This is a genomic window from Mycetohabitans sp. B8 (genome assembly GCF_021991875.1).
Taxonomy (GTDB): domain Bacteria; phylum Pseudomonadota; class Gammaproteobacteria; order Burkholderiales; family Burkholderiaceae; genus Mycetohabitans.
This window is the reverse complement of record NZ_JAHLKR010000019.1, coordinates 372603-391506: the sequence shown is the minus strand read 5'-3', so window position 1 is coordinate 391506 and position 18904 is coordinate 372603. Positions and strand designations below refer to the sequence as shown.

Here is an 18904-nt window from a genome sequence, read left to right as displayed (position 1 = left end):
GTGCAGCGGCAGGACGTCTGTCATTGTGATGCGACGCGCGGCGGCAGGACCCCGCCGTCGATTGAAAAATTGGCCGAATACCGCTCGAACGCGTGTAGCGTGGCGCCATGCAACGACGTGGGCTTCCCGACTGAGGCTGCGAGTGGATTCACATGGCGGCCCTGGTGCCGTACCTCATAGTGCAGGTGCGGGCCGGTCGCCCAGCCGGTGCTGCCAACGTAGCCGATCACGTCGCCGCGCGCGATTTTCGCACCCGCTTTCAGTTTCGGTGGGGTTCGCGACAGGTGGGCATACACGGTCTCATAGTGTTGAGCATGGCGTACCACGACCGTCTTGCCATACCCGTGTCGCCACCCCGCGAATGCGACAGTGCCGGCTCCGCTTGCCCGCACTGGCGTGCCGCGCGGCGCGGCCCAATCCACGCCACCGTGAAACGCGCGGCGTCCGGTAATGGGATGCACGCGGTCGCCGAAGCGCGACGACAGTCGAGCGCTGGCAACGGGACGCGGATCAAGCCCGCGCTGCAGGGAGTGCCCGTTGGCGGCATAGAAGCCGCCGCCGAGCTTGCCCGGCGGACGGTACCAAATGGCGCGAATGGGCGCGGTGCCGACGGCATGGACCTCGAGGACGAGGATACGTCGAGTACGGGATGATTCGCCCCCCGCTGCGCCCAGCAGCGCGCGGTAGCGCTGTCCGCGCAACGGGCCGGCCAACGCGCGCATGGCCGGCAGCGCGTCGAGTGCTGCGTCGATCGAGCTGCTCAGTACGCCTGCTTGCCGCATCGCGCTGGCGAACCGGCTGTCGAGCGCGCCGCAGAGCACGCGCTCGTATGGGGCGGCAGTACGGTCTGGCTCGTCCAGCCGTAGTGGGCTGGCACCTGACAGCGCGCCGGCTGCTTGGGGCGGATGTCCCGCGGCGGATGTTCCGGTGGCGGCGCTGGCTGACGGCGCGGAAGCGGCTAGCGCGGCGGCCACGTAATCGCCATACGGGCCCAGCGCCGTGCTGCGCCAACTGATGGCGCGCAACATGCTGCTGTTGACTTGGGCTTGCGTGGCTGCTGAGCGCGCCGACGTGTATGCCGAATGTGCTGGTATTGCGAGCGCAGATACCACGGCGGGAGCGTACGGGATCGTGCGTGCGATCGTCACGCTCAAGTTCACGGACGCGGTGGCGATCGGGTGAATGATCGTCTGATGGCGTCGTACGACGAAGTGACGCAGCGATACGATGTTGCTGCGCGCGAGTGCAAAAACCTGCCGGAAGCAGTACCACATCACGTAAAATCCAGTTCTTGCACGAGAAAAGCGACGGCCTTGAGGGTGGTTCGAGGCAGGGTTGCGAGGTGCGGCGCGTGACGAGCATCGCCGTGCCGCTCGTGATTCGATGACAGTTTCGTGAAAAGTTCCCCCCTGATGAGTACCGAGTCCAGCGTTGCCGTGCCGTCCCTGCCCATTACCGATGAAGTCCGTGCCGCGCTGACGATAGCACGTCGTGGTTGCGACGAGTTGCTGATCGAGGATGAGTTTGCGCAGAAACTGGCAAGGAGCGCGCAAACCGGTAAGCCATTGCGCATCAAGCTCGGGCTCGACCCGACCGCGCCGGACATCCACATCGGGCACACCGTGGTGCTCAACAAGATGCGCCAGTTGCAGGACCTGGGCCATACCGTTATTTTCTTGATCGGCGACTTCACGTCGTTGATCGGTGATCCGTCCGGGCGCAACCAGACGCGTCCGCCGCTCACGCGCGAGCAAATCGAGGCCAATGCGAAGACTTATTTTGAACAGGCCGCGCTGGTGCTTGATCGTGAAAAGACAGAGATCCGCTACAACAGCGAATGGTCAATGCCGCTGGGCGCTGACGGCATGATCAAGCTCGCGTCACGCTACACCGTGGCGCGGATGCTCGAGCGCGACGACTTTACCAAACGGTTCCAGGGCGGCGTGCCAATCTCGATTCATGAGTTCCTGTATCCGCTGATGCAGGGATATGACTCGGTCGCGCTGCAATCGGATCTCGAGTTGGGCGGCACCGATCAAAAGTTCAATTTGCTCGTGGGCCGTGAGTTGCAGAAGCAGTATGGCCAGGAGCCGCAGTGCATCCTGACGATGCCGCTGCTCGAAGGGTTGGATGGCGTCGATAAGATGTCCAAGTCCAAGAATAACTATGTCGGCATCAGCGAGAAGCCGTCCGACATGTTCGGCAAGCTAATGAGCATCTCGGACACGCTGATGTGGCGTTACTTTGAGTTGCTCTCGTTCCGCAGTCTCGAGGAGATTGCAGACTTCAAGCGGCAGACGCAGGCTGGCCGCAACCCGCGCGAGTTGAAGGTGCTGCTCGCACAGGAAATCGTCGCTCGTTTCCACTCGCAGGCCGACGCGCAGCGCGCGCTGGAGGATTTCAATCATCGTGCGAGGGGCGGAGTGCCTGACAATATTCCGGAGATTGCGTTGCGTGGCGCGCCGCTGCCGATCGGGCAATTGCTTAAGCAAGCTGGCCTGGTGCCGTCCACCAGCGAGGCATTGCGCAACATCGAACAGTCCGGCGTGAAGATCGACGGTACGACGATCACCGACAAAGGGCTGAAGCTCGAGGCAGGCGTGTATGTCGTGCAGGTCGGCAAGCGGCGCTTTGCGCGCGTGACACTGCACGCTTAGTGCAGCGGCAACCTGACGACAACCGAACCATAGCGAGGACTTGCATTGATCGCATTGATCCAGCGGGTCGCGCGAGCCAGCGTGCAAGTCGATGCGCGGGTGATCGGCGCGATCGGCCCCGGGCTGCTCGCGCTGGTCTGCGCGGAACGCGGCGACTGCGAGGCCACGGCGGACAAGCTGCTCAACAAGTTGCTTGGCTATCGCGTATTCAGCGATACCCAGGGCCGGATGAACCTGTCCGTGCAGAACATCGATGGTGCCGGCGGCGCGGGCGGCTTGTTGATCGTGTCGCAGTTCACGCTGGCAGCTGATACGAATAGCGGCTTGCGTCCTAGCTTCACCCCCGCCGCGCCACCGGACGAAGGCAGGCGGTTGTACGACTATTTCGTCGCCCGTGCGCGGCAGCAGCATCCTATCGTCCAGACTGGTGAATTTGGCGCCGCGATGCAGGTATCGTTGGTCAATGAGGGTCCGGTGACCTTCTGGCTGCGCGTGCCGGCCGTATGACTCGAGTGATTAAGCACACCAGCGGATGCAATGCCTGTAGCAACAATGCGCTGATGCCGCCAATCATCATCGACATGAAGTCGGCATGCACTGTCCAGCAGCACACTGCCTGCGGGCCGAATAGCCCCGGATCGCCCGGCGGCGACGAATAGCTGAGCACAGGGCCTTTGCCGCTCGTGAGCTAAGTGACGCCGGTTGCCATGCGCCGGCGCAGTCGATTCAGTATGTCGTCGGCTAGCCCGCAGAGGCGTATTGCGCAGATCGGCTATTCGCTGCTGGTGTTCCACAGGTCGCGGATCGGTCCCGCATCCGGCGCCGCAAGGCCGAAGTGGCGATAGGCGAGCAGCGTCGCGACGCGTCCGCGCGGCGTGCGTTGTAGATAGCCCTGCTGGATCAGATAAGGCTCAATCACGTCCTCGATGGTGTCGCGCTCCTCGCCGATCGCGGCGGCCAGGTTGTCCAGGCCCACCGGGCCGCCATCGAACTTGTGCAGGATGGCCTCCAGCAGCTTGCGATCCATTAAATCGAAGCCGACCGGGTCGACATCGAGCATCGCCAGCGCCGCATCGGCCGTCGTCGCCGTGATGCGGCCGTCGGACTTGACCTCGGCATAGTCTCGCACGCGACGCAGCAACCGGTTCGCGATCCGTGGCGTGCCGCGCGAGCGCCGCGCAATCTCCAGCGCGCCTTCGGACTCGATCTGCGCGCCAAGCAGGTGGGCCGAACGCTCGACGATCCGCGCCAGTTCGCCCGCGGTATAGAATTCGAGTCGGGCGACGATACCAAAGCGGTCTCGCAACGGGTTGGTCAGCATGCCGGCGCGGGTCGTGGCCCCCACCAGCGTGAACGGGTGCAGGTCTAGCTTGACGCTGCGCGCGGCCGGCCCCTCGCCGATCATGATGTCGATCTGATAGTCTTCGAGCGCTGGGTACAGGATTTCCTCGACGACCGGCGACAACCGGTGGATCTCGTCGATGAACAGCACGTCGTTCGCCTCGAGATGGGTCAGCAGCGCAGCCAGGTCGCCGGCCCGTTCGAGCACCGGCCCAGACGTCTGGCGCAGGTTGACGCCCATTTCCCGGGCAACGATGTGTGCGAGCGTGGTCTTGCCCAGCCCCGGGGGGCCAAACAGCAGCACGTGGTCGAGCGCTTCCGCGCGGCGCTTTGCCGCTTCAATAAAGATCTCGAGTTGCCCGCGAACCTTTTCTTGCCCCACATATTCGTCCAGCAGCCGCGGGCGCAGCGCCCGCTCGAGCGCCTCCTCATTGGGCGAAGTGGGGGTCGCCGCAATGACGCGCTCCGAGCCGAGTTTGTCCGTTTCGATCATAGGCTGATTGTACCGCGATGCCGCCGGCATGCCAGTTGCCAAGCCGTGCTGTGTCCGGTGAGACTCATGCCTTCGACAATGCCTTCAGAGCAAGCTTGATGCCGTCCGACACACCGGTGCCGGCCGGCACGTTCTTGATCGCGGCAAGCGCCTCCTTCTCGGAATAGCCGAGCGAGAGCAGGGCGTGCAGGATGTCTGGCGCATGGTCAGACGATGAGGCGGCCGAGGCGGCCGCGCCGATGTCGGCGCCCAGTTTGCCTTTTAACTCAAGCAACAGTCGCTCGGCGGTTTTCTTGCCGATGCCCGGCACCCGCGTCAGGCGGGCGGTATCCTGCAGCGTCACTGTTTGCGCAAGATCGCTCACGCTCATCCCGGAGAGCACCGCGAGCGCCATGCGCGCTCCGATGCCGCTGATCTTCAGCAGTTCGCGAAACGTCTGCCGCTCTTGCTGCGTGAGAAAACCATACAGCAGGTGCGCGTCCTCGCGCACGATCAGTTGAGTCAGCAACGTGACTTTGTCGCCCGTGCCTGGAAGGTTGTAGAACGTGCTCATCGGCACGTCGACTTCGTAGCCGACGCCGTTGCAGTCGACCAGCAGATGAGGCGGGTTTTTCTCGAGCAGGATGCCCGCAATGCGACCGATCATGGCGAATGAATGTAGGGGGGATGCGCGAGTGTAGCGTATCGCGGCGTGGACACTGCGCCGGGTTAGCCGATCAGCCGGCCGCGTCGCACACGATAGCCTTTCTTCGTCAATGCCGGCGCGAGCGTGCCGAGCGCGTTGATCGCCGCGCCGCTGTTCGCGTGGCAGATCGCCATGCCGAGCGCGTCGGCGGCGTCGGTGCCGGGCAAGCCGCTCAAGTTTAGCAACCGGACCACCATCTGCTGCATCTGGTCCTTGGTCGCGCGCCCGTAGCCGACCACCGCTTGCTTGAGTTGCAGCGCGGTGTATTCGGCCACCGGTACGCGGCCCGATACGAGTCCGCAAATCGCCGCGCCGCGCGCCTGCCCGAGTAGCAGCGTCGATTGCGGATTGACGTTGACGAATACTTTCTCGATCGCGGCCTGATCCGGGCGGTGCTCGCGGATCAGCGTCGCCACGCCATCGAAGATCGTGCCCAGGCGGCTCGGCAGATCGGCGTCCGCGGTACGAATCACGCCGCTGGTCACGTAGGTGAGCGCATGTCCGTGCTTGTCGATGACGCCAAAGCCGGTGACGCGCAAGCCCGGATCGATGCCAAGTATTCTCATCGCGCCACTATAACCGACTGGCGTTGTCCCAATGCGGCCGGCGCGGCGGCGCACACGGGCGTCAATGACGGAAATGCCGCGTGCCGGTGACGACCATCGCGACATTGTGCTCGTCGGCCGCCGCGATCACTTCGTCGTCGCGCATCGAGCCGCCGGGCTGGATCACACAGGTCGCACCGGCTGCGACGACCACGTCGAGCCCATCGCGGAACGGGAAGAACGCGTCGGAGGCGACCGCTGAGCCGGTTAACGACAGCTTCGCGTTTTGCGCCTTGATGCCGGCGATGCGCGCTGAATCGACGCGGCTCATCTGACCCGCGCCGACACCTAACGTCATGCCGTTCGCGCAAAACACGATTGCATTGGACTTGACGAACTTCGCGACGCGCCAAGCGAACAACAGGTCGTCCATTTCTTTGGGTGTCGGATGCCGTTTCGTGACCACGCGCAACTCGTGCGGCTGCACGTTCTTCGTGTCCGGCGATTGCACCAGCAAGCCGCCGCCGACGCGCTTCAGGTCGTACGCGTTGGCTGGGTTGCCCAGCGGCACCTGCAGCACGCGTACGTTCTGCTTCGCGGCGAACACCTGTCGTGCAGCGTCGGTCAACGACGGCGCGAGCAGCACTTCGACGAATTGCTTGGCGACCGCTTGCGCTGCCGTTTCGTCGACTTCGCGATTGAACGCGATGATGCCGCCGAATGCGGAAGTCGGGTCGGTCTGCAACGCCTTGGCGTACGCGTCGGCCGGCGTCGTCGCCACGGCCACGCCACACGGGTTCGCATGCTTGATGATCACGCATGCCGGCGCATCGAATGTCTTCACGCATTCCCATGCCGCGTCGGCATCAGCGATGTTGTTGTACGACAGTGCCTTGCCCTGCAGTTGCCGGTAGTTGGCCAGCGAGCCTTCGGCAGATTGCAGGTCGCGATAGAACGCTGCGCCCTGGTGCGGGTTCTCACCGTAGCGCAGGTCCTGCACCTTCGTGAAGGCCAGATTGAGCGTGGCCGGGTACGCGCTGCGTGTCGCATGCTGCAGGTCCTCGCCGAGGCTAGTCAGATAGTTCGTGATCGCGCCGTCATATTGCGCGGTGTGCGCAAACACCTTAGTCGCGAGCCGGAAGTGAGTCGCGTAGCTGACCGTGTTGCGGTTCGCTCGCATTTCGTCGAGCACCGCCGCATAGTCAGCCGGATCGACGACCACCGTCACGTCGCGGTGGTTCTTCGCCGCCGAGCGCAGCATCGTCGGGCCGCCGATGTCGATGTTCTCAATGGCTTCGTCGAGCGGGCATTTTTCCTTCGCGACGGTTTGCACGAACGGATACAGATTGACAATGAGCATGTCGATTGTCGGGATTCCATGCTGCTCGAGTGCCGCCATGTGCGCGGGCACGTCGCGCCGCGCGAGTATGCCGCCATGGACCTTCGGATGCAGCGTCTTCACGCGGCCGTCGAGCATTTCCGGAAAGCCAGTGTAGTCGGCCACCTCGGTGACCGGCAGGCCCGCGTCGGCGAGCAGCCTAGCCGTGCCGCCCGTGGACAGCAGGGTGACGCCGAGCTCATGCAGGCTTTTGGCGAAATCGACAATGCCTGTCTTGTCGGAAACGGAAATAAGCGCTTGCTTGATCATGATGAAAAAGAACCCGAAGCCGCGCTTGCGCGCGAATAAAAAATGTGCGCCAGGCACAGGTGCCGCGCTACAGCAGGCCATGCTCCTGCAGTTTCTTGCGCAGCGTGTTGCGGTTGATGCCGAGATATTCGGCTGCCAGAGACTGGTTGCCCCGCGCCTGTTCGAGGACGATTTCCAGCATCGGTTTCTCGACGCAGGACATCACCATTTCATAGACGTCATGTGGGCGGGATCCGTCCAGATCGCGGAAATACATGCCGAGACTGTCGCGGACGCATTGTTCGATGTTGTGCTTGCTCATGCTGCTAATCGGTCGGTGTCGGGTGGCGTGTCGTGCGTGCCGGATTCGTCGTCGACGTAGACGAGGCGCTCCGATTGCGCCTTTTGGGCGTCGAAGAACGCGTTGACCACCGCCAGTTGTTCCCGGGTGGAATCCAGCGTATTCATTCGATGCCGGAATGCGTTAGCGCCGGAAAGGCCGCGAGTGTACCAGCCGATGTGCTTGCGTGCGGTGCGCACACCAGTAAATTCGCCATAAAATGCATAATGGTCTTGTAGGTGCTCGTTCATCCACTGCTGGATCTCGTCGATCCGTGGCGGCGGCAGCACCTCACCGGTCACCAGGAAGTGCTCGATTTCGCGAAACAGCCAGGGCCGGCCTTGCGCCGCGCGTCCGATCATGATTGCGTCCGCGCCGGTGATCGACAGCACTTCACGCGCCTTGTGCGGCGTCGTGATATCGCCGTTGGCAACTACCGGGATACGCACCGATGCCTTGACCGCGGCGATCGTGTCGTACTCGGCCTGACCATGATACAAGTCTGCGCGCGTGCGCCCGTGCACGGTGAGCATCGAGATGCCGGCCTGCTCGGCGAGCCGCGCGATCGTCAGCGCATTGCGGTGTTCGCGATCCCAGCCGGTGCGGATTTTCAGTGTAACGGGAACAGCATCCGGCCCGGTGCCGACCGCACGCACGACTGCCTCCAGAATGCGGGCCACCAGTCCCTCGTTCTGCAGCAGCGCGGAGCCTGCCGCGACATTGCAGACCTTCTTGGCAGGGCAGCCCATGTTGATGTCGATGATTTGCGCGCCATGCGCGACGTTGTATTGCGCGGCCTGTGCCAGCATTGCCGGATCGGCGCCGGCGATCTGCACGGCGATGGGCTCGACCTCGCCGTCGTGATTGGCGCGGCGCATCGTCTTTTCACTTTTCCACAGTTGCGCGTTGGACGCGACCATCTCCGACACCGCGTAACCGGCCCCCATTCGCTTGCACAACTGGCGGAACGGGCGGTCCGTCACGCCGGCCATCGGGGCGACGAACAAATTGTTGCGCAACACATGTTTGCCGATTACAGGCATCGGAAAGGGCGACGCGCCGCCACCCGGTTGGGCGCGGCGCGATCCGAAAGACGTTGGAAAGGGGCGTATTTTAGCGTTAACCGGCGGCGAACCCAGAGCGCTTTGAAAGTTCAATGCGTGCCACTGCCGTCATAGGCTTGGCCCCGCTTAGCGCCGTTGCCCGAACATCATCTGCCGCGCGAGCGCTGTCTTGAGCGGCGGCACCAGGTCCAGCGCGCCGAGTGCTAGGCCGCGCAGCGCCGCCAGCGGTGTGAAGTCGACGGTGAAGGCGCGCGCCAGCGCGTCGGTCGCACTGATGGTCAGGCGCCGGTCCAGCGCACGGCGTGCAGCGAACGCATGGAGTGCGGCCGGCCCGGGTCCGTGATGCGCGAGTGCGTCAACCAGTGCGTGCGCGTCGCGCAGGCCTAGGTTCAGCCCTTGTCCGGCGACCGGATGCAGCGTCTGCGCTGCGTTGCCGATCGATGCAATGCGGCGATCGGTCAACGCGGTCAGTGCATTGAGCCCAAGTGGGAAGGCTGCGCGCGCGCCAACCTTGTCGAAGCGGCCCATCCTGTCGCCGAATGCCCATTGCAACTCGGCCAGCCACTGTGCGTCGGACAGCGACATGCGCCGCGCGGCCTGCGCCGGATCACAGCACCAGACCAGCGCATAGTCCGCCTGCCGTGAGCCGCCGAGCGGCAGCAGCGCAAGGGGTCCTTCGCGCGTGAAGCGCTCCCATGCGACGCGCGGTTGTGGCGCGCTCACGCTGACTACGGACACCAGCGCCGTCTGTCGATAGTCGCGCCGGGCGTGCGGGCCGGCGACCAGTCGCGTCGCTGCGGCTTCGTGGTACACCCCGCCCTCCGCGTTGACGACCAGTCGCGCGTGCACGACGCGTTGCGTCGCCGCGGCGCCCGCGTTGCCATCGGTCATCGAGGGTGCACGCAGCGGCTCGATCGGTAGCCAGACGCCGTGTTCGTCCTGCCGCGGCGCACGAGCCACGCTCGAGCCGATCCAGTCGCAGCCGGTGGAGCGTACTGCCGTAGCTAGCGCATGCACCAGCGCGCCATAGCGCACCACGTAGCCGAGCGCCGGCACGCCGTGCTCATCGCGCTCGATCACGGTGCGACCGAAGTAACCGCGCTGCGACACGTGGATGCGCTCAATCGGTGTTGTGTCGAGCGGCCAGCCAAGCGGCTCGAGCAGCATGCGGCTGCCGTGCGACAAGGCGAGCGCCCGCGGGTCGCCCAGCGATGCATCCGGTTCACGCGCATCAATCAACGCAACACGCAATGCGCGGGTACCGCTGCGGCGTGCGAGCCAGCCGGCGAGTGCCAGCCCCACCGGCCCGGCGCCGACGATCGCTACGTCATAGTCGTATCGCACTGCGTCGGCGTGTGCATCCGGCGCGGCATCGTGCGCGGGTTGGGCAAGATTCGATTCGGTCATGGGGCAGATATTCGTGAGAGGGTGTCGCGCGTCACGCGCGCACCGGCGCATCGCGCATCCAGGCTTCAATATCGTCGGCGTGCACCGGCACTTCTCGAGTCATCAACTCGCAGCCGTGCGGTGTGACGATGGCGTCATCCTCGATGCGGATTCCGGTGTTCCAGTACGCGTGCGGCACATCCGGCGCGGCACGCACGTACAGGCCGGGTTCGATCGTCAGCGTCATATTCGCGCGCAAACGGCGCCACGCACGCGGCACGTCGCGCTCGGCCGTATCTCGCGCCAAGCTTCCAGCGCGCTGGGTATCCAGGGATGTGGCATCCGGGCAGGCGGCGTGCGCGCAGCAGGCGTGCGGGCGGGCGGTATTCAAGTTCTGGCCGTCCGGGGCGGGATCGGGCTCCTGATAGTCGCCGCAGTCGTGCACGTCCATGCCGATCCAGTGACCGGTGCGATGCATGTAGAAACGCGTATAGGCGCGGCTGGCCATCACATCGTCGAGCGTGCCATGCACGGCTGCATCGAGCAGCTTCAAGTCAAGCATGCCCTGCGCCAGCACACGCACCGCCGCTTCGTGCGGCACGTCGAACGGCACGCCGGCGCGTGTCGCGTCGATCGCGGCCTGTTGCGCCGCCAGCACGACGTCATACAGATCACGCTGCGCCGACGTGAAGCGACCGTTGGCCGGAAACGTGCGGGTGATATCGGACGCATAGCCGTCCAGTTCACAACCCGCGTCGATCAAGACCAGATCGCCGTCCCGCACGAGCGCGTTGCCGGCAGGATAGTGCAGCACGCAAGCGTTAGCGCCCGCTGCGACAATCGAGCCGTATGCCGGCGCCTGCGCACCGTGGCGGCGAAACGCGTACAGCAGTTGCGCTTCAAGTTCGTATTCGCGCACGCCTGGCTTGCACGCCTGCATGGCTTGTAGATGCGCGCGCGCCGAAATCGAGGCGGCCCGGCGCATCGTGTACAGCTCATGCGTGTCCTTAATCAGACGCATTTCATCGACCAGGATCGACAGATCGACTTGATGCGCCGGCAAAGTACGGCCGCCGCCGCGTCTGCTTGCCTCCAGCCATCGCTGCACGGCCTCGTCTAACCCCGGCGATGCGTTGCGTGCGTAATGCAATGTGTTTGCATTGGCCAGCAGCGCCGGCATCCGGGCATCGAGTTCATCGACTGAGTAAGCGGCATCCACGCCGAATGCCTGCTGCGCGCGTTGCGGTCCGTACCGCACCCCCTCCCAGGTTTCGCGCTCGACATCGCGCGGTAGGCAGAACAGCGTCGTGAGCGACTGCGTTGCGTCGGCACGGATGACCAGCCAGGCGTGCGGCTCGGCGAACCCGCTCAGGTAGAAGAACGTGCTGTCATGCCGATACGGATACTCGGTGTCGCGGTTGCGGATCGCGATCGGTGCGGTCCGCACGATCGCCACGCCGCCGCCGTGGGCGCGCAGCGCATCGATCACCCGCTCGCGGCGGGCGCGATACAGCGCCGGGCCGGCGGGCGGCCCGGGCAATGCGTCGTCCGCCTTGAGGGGCGGGCCAGGCCGTGTGTTGTCCGCCTTAAGGGGAGGGCCGTCGGCAGCGGTAGGGGCGCGCGTATCCGTGGGCATGTCGCGCTGCGCGATCGGACTCGTCTCTGGGGTATCCATGGCGCGATTGTAGCGCCGGCTACGTGCGGGCCGCGCATTCGAACATCATCCGCCTCACTCAGAACGTGTAGCCGACTTGCACCGCACACCCTTCGAGTTCGTCCAGCAGTACGGCGAACGGTGTCAATTCCCGGTAGCGTCGGGCCACCTTGCGCGCGTAGCCGATAAAGCGCGGCACATCGGTCAGGTAGCGCGGCTTGCCGTCACGATAGTGGAGGCGGGCGAACAGCCCGATGATCTTGATGTGCCGCTGCAGGCCCATCCATTCGAGCTGTCGGTAGAACTCGCCGAAATCCGCGTCCACCGGCAGGCCGGCCTTGCGCGCCTGTTCCCAGTACCAGGCGAAGCAGTCCAACTCGAACGACTCGTCCCAACTGATGAACGCATCGCGTAGCAGCGATGCGACGTCATAGGTGAGGGGGCCGTGCACCGCATCCTGAAAGTCCAGAATGCCGGGGTTCGGCTCGGCCACCATCAGGTTGCGGGGCATGAAGTCACGCAGCATAAATACCTGTGGTTGCGCGAGCGCGCTGCGCACGAGCGCGGCGAACGTTGTGTCGAGCGTCGCGCGTTGCCTGTCGGTCAGCGCCAAGCCCAGATGCCGCTCGACGTACCATTGCGGCATCAGCTCCATCTCGCGGCGCATGAACGTTTCATCAAACACCGGCAGCACGCCGGGGCGCGACACTGATTGCCACCGGATCAACGCGTCCAGTGCGTCGCGCATCAGCGCGCGCGCATTGGCGTCGTTCAGCACGTCGATGTAGGCGCTCGTGCCCAGATCGGTCAGCAGCATGAAGCCGCGCTCAAAGTCCTGCGCCAACACGTGGGGCGCGTGCAGTCCTGTGCCGTGCAGCAGCGCGGCGATCGCGGCAAACTCGCGACACTTCTCTGGCGGTGGCGCGTCCATCGCGATCAACGTGCCGCGTTCGCCGGCCGAGCTTGCCGCGACCCGGAAATAGCGGCGAAATCCCGCGTCCGAGGAGGCGGGCGTTAGCGTGGCGGGCGCGAGCCCCAGTGCTGCGGGCAGCGAGCCGAGCCAATCATGCAGCAAGTCCAGCCGGGGATCGGCAACGACGAAAGCGGGGCGTGCGCAGGTCTGCGTCATGAAAGTTGCGGGGATACGAAAACGTCTTGCCATATAATACCCCACGACTTTTTTGATGCGACCGGCACCGGCGCGGGCCCCGAGGCCGGGGCGGGCAACTCCGCCGCGACGTTGCCCGGGCGGCCGCTCATGCCGGGGCGGCGTCGCTTCGTCTACTGCATTCATGCCGCCAACACAGCTCGATCGAACGAATTTGCCATCCGCGCCCAATTCGCGACGCGTGCCTCGCCTGACGCACGTCGCCGCCACATTGCTTGCGGTACCGGGATTCCTGCCAGCGCTTTCGCACGCGCAATTGACCGGTGCAGCCGCGCAGCCGACCCGGCTGGATGCGCCGTGGGGACTCCGCGTTGCGCCGCAGCTCGACGAGCATGCGCTGCCCTCAGGCGCGCCGCCAGCCGTGTTCGGGCTGAGCGAGGTGGCCAGCGGCACCGCGGATCGCGACGCGTCGCTCGAGGGCCGTGCCGAGTTGCGCCGCTACACGTCCGTGATCAAGGCCGATTCGATCCACTACGACGTGGACACCGACCTGGCCGATGCGTTTGGCAATGTGCATATCGTCCACAACGGCAATGCGTTTGCGGGACCGGACGCGCACTTGAAGATTGGCGCGTCTGAGGGCTACATCACGCGGCCGAAGTACCACTTCAACCTAACCGGTGGCTCCGGTGCCGCCGAGCGGATCGACATCATCGACGATGCGCGCTCGGTCGTGCACCGCGGCACGTACACCGGATGCCCGTGCGAGCGCGATCCGGCGTGGTACGTGAGGGCCACGCAGTTCGACATGGATACCGACGCGAATCTAGGCGTTGCACGCAATGGCGTGGTGTTCTTCCAAGGTGTGCCGATCTTTGCCAGCCCGTGGCTGTCGTTTCCGCTCTCCGGTGGGCGCCAGAGCGGCTTGCTGCCGCCGACTGTCACGATGAGTTCGACCACGGGCTTCGAGATGTCGCTGCCGTATTATTTCAATCTCGCGCCAAACTACGATCTGACGCTCACGCCCCGGATCATGTCGCGGCGTGGCGTGCTAATTGCGCCCAGTTTTCGCTACTTGTCGCCGACGTACTCGGGCAACCTCACCGTCGAGTACCTGCCGTATGACCGCACCACGCATACCAAGCGCTATGCGGTGTTCTTCAACCACAGTCAGAACTTTGGCAACGGCTTCGGCGGGTATCTCTACTACAACCGAGTGTCGGACAAGACCTATCCGGAGGATCTTGCGTCAGGCAACGCGTTCCTGCTGGGCACGCAGATGCTGTACCAGCAGGAAGTCGGCTTGACTTACAACAGCGGCCCATGGGCCGCACTGCTGCGCGAGCAGCATTGGCAGACGTTGCCGCCGTCGACGGCGCCGTATGGCCGCGAACCCCAGTTGAACGTGAAATACAGCCGCTATAACGTCGGCGGCCTGGACTTTGGCGCCGAGGTTGACGCGACCCGCTTTTCGATCACCACGGCCGATGCAACCGAGGGCGCGCGCTTCGTGTTCAACCCGTACGTCATGTATCCGATCCTGCGCCCTGGCTACTTCTTCACGCCGAAGGTGCAGTGGCATTTCGCGTCGTATGACCTGTCCACGATCGGCGCGGACGCACCCGGCGGCCAGCCCAAGCGTTTTAACGTCAGCGTGCCGACGCTGAGCCTGGACGCCGGCCTGGTGTTTGACCGCAGCCTTCGCCTGTTCGGCCAAGACTACATCCAGACGCTGGAACCGCGCCTGTACTACGTGTATACGCCGTACCGGAACCAGCAGTTTGCGCCCTTGTTCGATACCGCCGAGGCGGACTTTGGCCTGGCTGAGATCTTCACGGCGAACAGCTTCGTTGGCAATGACCGCGTCGCCGATGCCAACCGGCTGACTGCGGCGCTCACGTCGCGCTTCATCGACGCGGCGTCCGGCGACGAGCGGGCGCGCTTCGTGATCGCGCAGCAGTATTATTTCCGCAACCAGCGCGTGACGTTCACGCCATCGCAACCGGCGTGGCAGGCCGCGCACTCGGACGTGATCATCGGTTCGTCGTTCAAGCTCGGCGATGGCTTTGCGACCGAGCAGGCGTTCCAGTACAACCAGAATAACAATCAGTTGGTGCGCACAAACCTCGGGGTTTCGTGGAGTCCGGCCGAGCGTCGCGTGCTGAACGCAGCGTACCGGTATACGCGCTCGAACACGACGCTATCCTACGAGCCGATCAACCAGTGGGTGATCTCAGCGCAGTGGCCGCTTGCGCGACGCCTGTACGGCGTGGGCCGGGTGAATTACGATCTCGTTCGGCACCGCCTGGTCGACGCGTTGGCGGGCTTCGAGTACGATGCGTACTGCTGGTCGTTCGGCATCGGATTCCAGAAATACGCAAACGGCGTCAACAGTTCGAACCAGCCATCCACCGGGACACGGGTGCTCGCGCAACTGCAACTCAAGGGCTTTGCGACGATCGACAATGGGCTGGGGCCGCAATTCCGGGCGAGCGTGCCGGGTTACCAGCCGGTGCCGCCGCTGCCCGCGCCGCAGGCCCGGTTCACCCACTATCAATGAGACAATGTCGGTGGGTGGCGGACGATGTCCGACCCGCGTCGGTTTTTACCTGAACGGAGTAATTGTGGGAATGATGAAGACGATACGCTCGGCACTGTTGCAGTGCGTGCTTGCGCTATCCGCGCTCGGCGCGCTGGCGCCGCTCAACGGTGCGCACGCGCAAGCGTTGCCGTCGCATCAGAGCGGACAGGAGGTAGACCGCATCGTCACAGTCGTCAACAACGACGTGATCACGCGCCGTGAGCTCGACTTGCGCATGGGGCTGATCACGCGCCGCCTGCAGCAGCAGAACGCGCCGTTGCCTCCGCCGGACCAGTTGCAGTTGCAGGTGCTCAATCAGATGGTCCTCGAGCGCATCCAGCTGCAGCGCGCCAAGGAAGACGGCATCGTGATTGACGACGCGACGCTGCAACGCACGCTGACCCGGCTCGCGCAGGCGAACAACATGTCGCTCGACATGTACCGCGCGCGGCTGGAGGCTGAGGGCGTGCCCTGGTCCGTGTTCAGCGCCGACGCGCGCAACGAATTGCTGCTTTCGAAGCTGCGCGAGAAGGAAGTGGACAGCCGGATCACCGTGTCGGATGCGGAGGTGGCCAACTATATCGCCAGCCAGCGTGGGCCGACGCAGCGCGTGCAGCAGGACCTGCGCTTTGAACATATCCTGATCAAGGCCGCGTTGAACGCGCCGCAGACTGAGATCGAGGCCGCGCGGCAAAAGGCATCGGATCTACTCAAGCGCGCACTGGCGAACGAGGACTTCGCGCGGCTCGCGAAAGGCAACTCGCAGGCGCCCGATGCGTCCAAGGGCGGCGACCTCGGATTCCGTTCGGCCTCGGCGTTGCCCGAAGCGATGACGCAGGCGGCCTCACAACTGCGTCCGGGGCAGGTCAACCCAGAAGTGCTGCGCACGCCGGAAGGCTTCGAGATCGTGCGACTCGTCGATCGCCGGGTGTCTAGCGGCACGGGCAGCGAAACGCCGAGGCTCGTGCAGACGCATGCGCGGCACATCCTGATCCGGGTCGGCGAAGGGCAACCGGAGCCGGCGGCACGGCAGAAGCTGGCCGAGTTGCGCGCGCAAATCGAGGCGGGTGGCGACTTCGCGAATTTTGCGCACACCTACTCGCAGGACGGTTCCGCCTCGCAGGGAGGCGAGTTGGGATGGATCAGCCCGGGCGAGACCGTGCCGGAATTCGAGCGCGCGATGAACAACCTGAAGGATGGTGAAATGAGCCAGCCAATCCGGACCGAGTACGGTTATCACCTGATCCAGGTGATGGGTCGCCGTGAAGCACAAGGCTCTGTTATGCAGCAACAGGAGATCGCGCGGCAGGCGATCGGCCAGCGCAAAGCCGAGCAGGCCTATGCAGACTGGCTGCGACAACTGCGTGACAGTTCGTATGTGCAGTACAAGTTGGACGGACCGGCTTGAGCCTCGCGGAGCGGAACGTGACGATACCCGTTCGCATTGCGATCACCACCGGCGAGCCCGCCGGCGTCGGTCCGGAGTTGACCGCGCAGGCGCTTGCGCGCGAGGCCGGGCGCTGGCGCCGGGACGCGCACTTCACGGTGTTCGGCGATCGCCGGCTGCTGACCGAGCGCGCGAAGCAGGTGGGCGTGGACTTTGCCGCGTGGTCGGCCGCGGCGGGCGCCCCGACGAACGCTCCTGTCGTGCTGCGCGACGTGCCGCTTGGCGCGCCGAGCGTGGCCGGCGTGCTGGACGCAGCAAACGGCCGCTATGTGCTCGCGTTGTTGGATGCGGCGATTGACGGCGCACTGGACGGCACGTTCGATGCCATCGTCACCGCGCCGCTGCAAAAAAGCACAATCAACGACGCCGGCGTGCCGTTCACCGGCCATACCGAATACCTGGCCGAGCGCACCGGTACGCCACGCGTCGTGATGATGCTGTGCGGCACCGGCGAGCGGCCGCTGCGCGTGGCCCTTGCCACCACGCATCTGGCGCTTCGCGACGTGCCCGACGCGTTGAGCATCGACGGGCTGGTTGACACGTTGGCAATCGTCGATCATGACTTGCGCGCGCGTTTCGGCATCGCGTCGCCGCGTATCCTCGTTACGGGCCTCAATCCGCATGCGGGCGAGCATGGCTATCTGGGCCGCGAGGAAATTGACGTGATTGCACCGGCATTGCAGCGCGCGCACGCATCTGGCATCGACGTACGCGGGCCCTATCCGGCCGATACGCTGTTCCAGCCGCGCCACCTGCGTGATGCTGATTGCGTATTGGCGATGTACCATGATCAAGGCTTGCCGGTGCTCAAGTTTGCCACGTTCGGTGGGGGCATCAACGTCACGCTGGGACTGCCGATCGTGCGCACCTCCGTTGATCATGGCACGGCGCTCGACCTGGCGGGCACCGGCCGCGCCGATTGCGGCAGTTTGATCGCGGCGATTGATACCGCTGTGTCGATGGCCCGCCATCGACGGCACGCGGCGGCAGGCCGCTAGCGCCGCGCATTGCCCGCTGAAAGCGGCGGCGCGTCAGGCATCGCGCTGGCCGTCGCCATGCATCCGATTCAAAACGAGCTGCTTCATGAGTCATCGTCAGTATCAAGGCCACTTCGCGCGTAAGCGCTTCGGCCAGAATTTCCTTGTTGACACGGGTGTGATTGACGCAATCGTAGAGGCGATTCGCCCGCAACCCGCAGACCGACTCGTGGAGATCGGCCCGGGCCTGGGTGCATTGACCGCGCCGCTGCTCGAGCGCGTGCAAACATTGCACGCGGTCGAACTCGATCGTGACCTGATCGCGCGGTTGCAGCAGCGTTTTGGTAGTCGTCTCGTGCTGCATGCAGGCGACGCGCTGGCGTTCAACTTCGCGTCACTCGCTGATTCGGCGCATATCGGCGCGTCGCTCCGTGTGGTCGGGAACCTGCCATATAACATCTCGAGTCCGCTGCTGTTCCACCTCGCGTCGTTTGCCGATAACGTGATTGACCAGCACTTCATGCTGCAGGACGAAGTGGTCGAGCGGATGGTCGCCGAGCCAGGTAGCAAGGACTACAGCCGCCTGAGCGTGATGCTGCAGTATCGGTATGCGATCGATAAGCTGATCGAGGTGCCGCCTGAATCGTTCGAGCCGGCGCCGAAGGTGACCTCGGCGGTGGTGCGGATGGTTCCGCACGCCGCCGGCGACGTGCCACCGGTCGATATTGTCCGCCTGGGCGAAGTCGTGACGGCCGCGTTTTCGCAGCGCCGCAAGATGTTGCGCAACACGCTGGCAGCCTATCGTAGTCAAGTCGATTTCGACGCGCTCGGCTTTGATCTTGCGCGCCGTGCCGAGGATGTGCCAGTGCTCGAGTACGTCGCGCTGGCACAGCAGCTCGACGCCGGCGCAGGCCCGACGGGCAGCGCGGGCGTGGGCGGTGCGTTATGCGGGTAAACGTGCGCACACGTTCAGCATGCAGAGGCTCGCGGCCGGCGTCA

At 64.6% G+C, this 18904-nt stretch carries 16 protein-coding genes and 1 pseudogene; 6 read left to right on the top strand and 11 right to left on the bottom strand.

Annotation, left to right across the window (positions count from 1 at the left end; translation table 11 throughout):
• Nucleotides 1-20: 20 nt before the first annotated feature.
• Nucleotides 21-1274: a M23 family metallopeptidase gene (locus KQH60_RS12530; RefSeq protein ID WP_237576736.1), complete on the bottom strand. Its 1254-nt coding sequence runs from the start codon at nucleotides 1272-1274 to the stop codon at nucleotides 21-23.
• A gap of 138 nt (nucleotides 1275-1412) precedes the next feature.
• Here KQH60_RS12530 and tyrS point away from each other — a divergent pair, with 138 nt between their 5' ends.
• Together tyrS and dtd are read left to right on the top strand one after the other, a co-directional pair.
• On the top strand, nucleotides 1413-2657 hold the full coding sequence (tyrS, locus tag KQH60_RS12525; RefSeq protein WP_237576792.1) for a tyrosine--tRNA ligase: 1245 nt from the start codon (nucleotides 1413-1415) through the stop codon (nucleotides 2655-2657).
• Nucleotides 2658-2702: 45 nt separating this feature from the next.
• Entirely contained in the window at nucleotides 2703-3164 is a 462-nt protein-coding gene (dtd, locus tag KQH60_RS12520; RefSeq protein ID WP_237576735.1) for a D-aminoacyl-tRNA deacylase, read from the top strand.
• Nucleotides 3165-3183: 19 nt separating this feature from the next.
• On the opposite strand, the pseudogene KQH60_RS12515 reads toward dtd, so the two are convergent.
• From KQH60_RS12515 to KQH60_RS12470, 10 genes and pseudogenes are all read right to left on the bottom strand, one after another.
• Nucleotides 3184-3366, bottom strand: a pseudogene (locus KQH60_RS12515) (histidine kinase); the annotation flags it as partial.
• Between the two features lie 63 nt (nucleotides 3367-3429).
• Nucleotides 3430-4491: a Holliday junction branch migration DNA helicase RuvB gene (gene ruvB, locus KQH60_RS12510; protein WP_237576734.1), complete on the bottom strand. Its 1062-nt coding sequence runs from the start codon at nucleotides 4489-4491 to the stop codon at nucleotides 3430-3432.
• Nucleotides 4492-4555: 64 nt separating this feature from the next.
• A complete protein-coding gene (gene ruvA, locus KQH60_RS12505) occupies nucleotides 4556-5137 on the bottom strand; it encodes a Holliday junction branch migration protein RuvA (RefSeq protein WP_237576733.1) in 582 nt (193 codons plus the stop codon).
• 62 nt (nucleotides 5138-5199) lie between these two features.
• A complete protein-coding gene (gene ruvC, locus KQH60_RS12500) occupies nucleotides 5200-5742 on the bottom strand; it encodes a crossover junction endodeoxyribonuclease RuvC (RefSeq protein WP_237576732.1) in 543 nt (180 codons plus the stop codon).
• Nucleotides 5743-5803: 61 nt separating this feature from the next.
• Nucleotides 5804-7369 carry a bifunctional phosphoribosylaminoimidazolecarboxamide formyltransferase/IMP cyclohydrolase gene (gene purH, locus KQH60_RS12495; RefSeq protein WP_237576791.1) on the bottom strand — a complete coding sequence of 522 codons (1566 nt, stop codon included), beginning with the start codon at nucleotides 7367-7369 and terminating at the stop codon, nucleotides 5804-5806.
• Between the two features lie 67 nt (nucleotides 7370-7436).
• Nucleotides 7437-7670 carry a Fis family transcriptional regulator gene (locus KQH60_RS12490; protein ID WP_013436270.1) on the bottom strand — a complete coding sequence of 78 codons (234 nt, stop codon included), beginning with the start codon at nucleotides 7668-7670 and terminating at the stop codon, nucleotides 7437-7439.
• Nucleotides 7667-8731: a tRNA dihydrouridine synthase DusB gene (dusB, locus tag KQH60_RS12485; RefSeq protein WP_237576731.1), complete on the bottom strand. Its 1065-nt coding sequence runs from the start codon at nucleotides 8729-8731 to the stop codon at nucleotides 7667-7669. Before dusB ends, KQH60_RS12490 begins: the two co-directional genes overlap by 4 nt.
• 147 nt (nucleotides 8732-8878) lie before the next feature.
• Complete coding sequence (locus KQH60_RS12480; RefSeq protein WP_237576730.1) at nucleotides 8879-10159, bottom strand: UbiH/UbiF/VisC/COQ6 family ubiquinone biosynthesis hydroxylase; 1281 nt, start codon at nucleotides 10157-10159, stop codon at nucleotides 8879-8881.
• 31 nt (nucleotides 10160-10190) lie between these two features.
• On the bottom strand, nucleotides 10191-11813 hold the full coding sequence (locus KQH60_RS12475) for an aminopeptidase P N-terminal domain-containing protein (RefSeq protein WP_237576729.1): 1623 nt from the start codon (nucleotides 11811-11813) through the stop codon (nucleotides 10191-10193).
• Between the two features lie 58 nt (nucleotides 11814-11871).
• Nucleotides 11872-12921: an aminoglycoside phosphotransferase family protein gene (locus KQH60_RS12470; RefSeq protein WP_237576728.1), complete on the bottom strand. Its 1050-nt coding sequence runs from the start codon at nucleotides 12919-12921 to the stop codon at nucleotides 11872-11874.
• Between the two features lie 163 nt (nucleotides 12922-13084).
• Here KQH60_RS12470 and KQH60_RS12465 point away from each other — a divergent pair, with 163 nt between their 5' ends.
• The 4 genes from KQH60_RS12465 to rsmA all read left to right on the top strand — a co-directional run bounded on the left by KQH60_RS12465 (nucleotide 13085) and on the right by rsmA (nucleotide 18860).
• On the top strand, nucleotides 13085-15460 hold the full coding sequence (locus KQH60_RS12465) for an LPS-assembly protein LptD (protein WP_237576727.1): 2376 nt from the start codon (nucleotides 13085-13087) through the stop codon (nucleotides 15458-15460).
• Nucleotides 15461-15530: 70 nt separating this feature from the next.
• Nucleotides 15531-16889 carry a peptidylprolyl isomerase gene (locus KQH60_RS12460; protein WP_237576726.1) on the top strand — a complete coding sequence of 453 codons (1359 nt, stop codon included), beginning with the start codon at nucleotides 15531-15533 and terminating at the stop codon, nucleotides 16887-16889.
• Nucleotides 16886-17926, top strand: coding sequence for a 4-hydroxythreonine-4-phosphate dehydrogenase PdxA (gene pdxA, locus KQH60_RS12455; RefSeq protein WP_237576725.1), 1041 nt, complete (start codon nucleotides 16886-16888; stop codon nucleotides 17924-17926). Before KQH60_RS12460 ends, pdxA begins: the two co-directional genes overlap by 4 nt.
• 85 nt (nucleotides 17927-18011) lie before the next feature.
• On the top strand, nucleotides 18012-18860 hold the full coding sequence (gene rsmA / locus KQH60_RS12450; RefSeq protein WP_237576724.1) for a 16S rRNA (adenine(1518)-N(6)/adenine(1519)-N(6))-dimethyltransferase RsmA: 849 nt from the start codon (nucleotides 18012-18014) through the stop codon (nucleotides 18858-18860).
• The last annotated feature ends 44 nt before the right edge of the window (nucleotides 18861-18904 follow it).

Coding starts and splice junctions, on each gene's coding strand:
- rsmA (WP_237576724.1), top strand. CDS start 18,012: ATGAGTCATCGTCAGTATCAAGGCCACTTCGCGCGTAAGCGCTTCGGC.
- ruvB (WP_237576734.1), bottom strand. CDS start 4,491: ATGATCGAAACGGACAAACTCGGCTCGGAGCGCGTCATTGCGGCGACC.
- KQH60_RS12470 (WP_237576728.1), bottom strand. CDS start 12,921: ATGACGCAGACCTGCGCACGCCCCGCTTTCGTCGTTGCCGATCCCCGG.
- KQH60_RS12490 (WP_013436270.1), bottom strand. CDS start 7,670: ATGAGCAAGCACAACATCGAACAATGCGTCCGCGACAGTCTCGGCATG.
- KQH60_RS12475 (WP_237576729.1), bottom strand. CDS start 11,813: ATGGATACCCCAGAGACGAGTCCGATCGCGCAGCGCGACATGCCCACG.
- ruvC (WP_237576732.1), bottom strand. CDS start 5,742: ATGAGAATACTTGGCATCGATCCGGGCTTGCGCGTCACCGGCTTTGGC.
- KQH60_RS12530 (WP_237576736.1), bottom strand. CDS start 1,274: ATGTGGTACTGCTTCCGGCAGGTTTTTGCACTCGCGCGCAGCAACATC.
- purH (WP_237576791.1), bottom strand. CDS start 7,369: ATGATCAAGCAAGCGCTTATTTCCGTTTCCGACAAGACAGGCATTGTC.
- tyrS (WP_237576792.1), top strand. CDS start 1,413: ATGAGTACCGAGTCCAGCGTTGCCGTGCCGTCCCTGCCCATTACCGAT.
- dusB (WP_237576731.1), bottom strand. CDS start 8,731: ATGCCTGTAATCGGCAAACATGTGTTGCGCAACAATTTGTTCGTCGCC.
- KQH60_RS12460 (WP_237576726.1), top strand. CDS start 15,531: ATGATGAAGACGATACGCTCGGCACTGTTGCAGTGCGTGCTTGCGCTA.
- ruvA (WP_237576733.1), bottom strand. CDS start 5,137: ATGATCGGTCGCATTGCGGGCATCCTGCTCGAGAAAAACCCGCCTCAT.
- KQH60_RS12480 (WP_237576730.1), bottom strand. CDS start 10,159: ATGACCGAATCGAATCTTGCCCAACCCGCGCACGATGCCGCGCCGGAT.
- KQH60_RS12465 (WP_237576727.1), top strand. CDS start 13,085: ATGCCGCCAACACAGCTCGATCGAACGAATTTGCCATCCGCGCCCAAT.